Origin of the sequence: Streptomyces sp. NPDC006372, assembly GCF_040612515.1 — a bacterium.
GTDB lineage: Bacteria > Actinomycetota > Actinomycetes > Streptomycetales > Streptomycetaceae > Streptomyces.
In genome coordinates, this window is sequence record NZ_JBEXQJ010000086.1 from 1 (window position 1) to 2525 (window position 2525).

The following is a 2525-nucleotide window of genomic DNA, read 5'->3' on the forward strand; positions in this document are numbered from 1 at the left end:
GAGCCGGGCCCGATGGGTGAGCAGCAGCATGTGAAGTTCCCGCAAGAGGTCATCGACGAGTACGCGGCGGGCCGCCCCGGCGCTCATCGGGTACGCGGCCGTCCGCGCCCTGGGCCTCGTCACCCTGGCCGTGTGGAGCGCGGCGCGCGACAAGAGCGCGTACACGCTGCTGACCGCTCGCTGGGACGCGCTCTGGTACACCAGGGTCGCCGAACTCGGCTACGGCTACGAGGTGCGCCTGCCGAACGGGGACGTGCACTCCAACCTCGCGTTCTTCCCGCTGCTGCCCTGGCTGGAGCGGCTGGTGGCGGCGGTGTCCCCGCTGTCGTACGCGGACGGCGGCTTCGTCGTCAGCCTGTGCGCGTCGGTCGCCGCCGCCTGGGGGATCTTCGCGGTCGCGGACCATGTGTACGGCCGCCGGGCCGGGGTGTGCGCGGTGCTGCTGTGGGCGGTGCTCCCGGTCGGGATCGTGCAGTCGATGGCGTACAGCGAGTCGCTGTTCACGGCGCTCGCCGCGTGGGCGCTGTACTGCGTCCTGACGGGCCGCTGGGTGACCGCGGGCACGCTGGCCCTGCTGGCGGGGCTGACCCGCCCGGTGGGGCTGGCCGTGGTGGCCGCGGTGTGGGCGGCGGGCATCGCCACTTTCGTGCGGGACCGACGCGCGGCCGAACCGGACGGCGCCCGGGACGCGGCACGCGCCCCCACCCCGGCCCCGGCTGACACAGACGCCACCCGCCGTGTCCTCGGCATGCTGCTCGCCCCCCTCGGGGCCGCCGGATACGTCCTGTGGGTCGGTCACCGCACCGGCAAGGGTCCGCTCGGCTATCTCGACGTCCAGGCGGGATGGCGCAACGGGTTCGACGGGGGCTATGCCTTCGCCCGGTTCGTCGCCGAAAAGTTCGCGTCGTTCCCGTCGGCCCTGGCCGGCATGGGGCTGATCCTCGGGGTCGCGTCAGTCGTCTGGCTGTACGCGGCCGGAGTTCGTGGGCGGCAGCCGCTCCCGCTGCTGGTCTACACCGGCATCGTCGTCGCGCTCGCGCTGTGCGCGTCGAGCTACTTCGGCTCGAAACCGCGCCTGCTGCTGCCCGCCTTCCCGCTGCTTCTGCCCCTCGCCCTGGCTCTCGTCCGGCTGCGTCCGCGCAGGTCAGCGCTGGTGCTCGGATCCGTGGCGGTCGCTTCGGCGGTGTACGGGGCGTTCTGGCTGAACGGCTCGGGTCCGCCCTGACCCGCTGTGAGCACCGGGAGAATTCCGCGCCATCCCCCGGTGAACGAATTCAAAAGCGCGATAAAACCGTCACCCGGAATGATCAAACGAATTGAAGGCCGCAGCGGCCGACGATTACAGATTCAGCGGAAATAAACCCCCTCCTGAGAGGAATCCCACATCACATCGTCATCACAAAGCCGTTGATTCGACCGGGATCTGAGCTCACTCGCTGTAACGTCGATTGGGTGCGTACCGAACCGAAGCTCACCCGTCTGGACCGGGTGTTCGCCCGGCTGGACCGTGAGCCGGAACGACCGGCCCACATCGATGTGCCGAAGATGAGCAGGCACCGCATCGTGCTCTTCGCGGCGACCCTGGCCTTCTACGGCGCCATCGTGTGGGCCGTGGTGATCACGTCCTGGCTGGTCCGGCTCGACTGGCAGGTCATGTTCTTCCGGCCGTACCAGCAGTGGTCGGGGATCCACTGGTTCGTCGACTACTACGTGGTGCTCGGCCAGCGCGGCCCGACCGCCGTGATGGTCGCCGCCTGGCTGGGCTGGCGCTCCTGGCGGCAGCACACCCTGCGTCCGCTGCTCGCCCTCGGCGTCTCGCTGCTGCTGCTGAACATCACGGTCGGCGCCGCCAAGTACGGCATGGGCCGCCTGGGACCGCACTACGCGACCGTGATCGGCTCGAACGAGATGTGGCGCGGCGGCGATATATTTCCGAGCGGTCACACCGCGAACGCCGTCGTGACCTGGGGAATCCTGGCCTACCTGGCCTCCGGCGCGAGAGCGCAGCGCTGGCTGTCCGCCGTGTCCGCGGTGACCTCGCTCGGCGTCGGCATGGCCACCGTCTACCTCGGTACGCACTGGCTGAGCGACGTACTCCTCGGCTGGACCGCCGGCCTGCTGATCCTGCTCGGCCTGCCGTGGTTCGAGCCGCTGATCGCCCGTGCCGAGGCCACGATCTTCGACCTGCGGGAGCGCTGGCGGGGCCGCAGGGCGCACGCTGCCGCGTCCGTCGGCGCGCCGCCCCTGGTGGTCACGCCGCTGCCCGACCGGGACGACGTCGCGGCCCGCTCGCCCCGGGCCCCGGCCTATCTGGCCCCCGGCCCGCACACGACCCGCTCGGAGCGCACGCCGATCACCCCGGCCGGCAGCCGCCGGCCGCCGCACACGGAGCGGCACCCGGAGCGTCACCCGCGCGGCTCGGCCTCATCGGCCGGGGTGCCCCTCGCGGATGGTGTCGAGGAAGCCGTGCACGGCCGGGCCGAAGGTGCGCAGCCGCATCGCGTCCTGGTTGACGATGTTGATGC

2 protein-coding genes are annotated in these 2525 nt (G+C 71.2%); both read left to right on the forward strand.

The window, feature by feature from the left end; all coding sequences use genetic code 11:
* Window positions 1-124 precede the first annotated feature (124 nt).
* Window positions 125-1225, forward strand: coding sequence for a hypothetical protein (locus ABZ016_RS42900; protein ID WP_356922232.1), 1101 nt, complete (start codon window positions 125-127; stop codon window positions 1223-1225).
* A 227-nt stretch (window positions 1226-1452) separates the two neighbouring features.
* The coding region (locus ABZ016_RS42905) for a phosphatase PAP2 family protein (protein WP_356922231.1) at window positions 1453-2525 on the forward strand (1073 nt) is incomplete at its 3' end.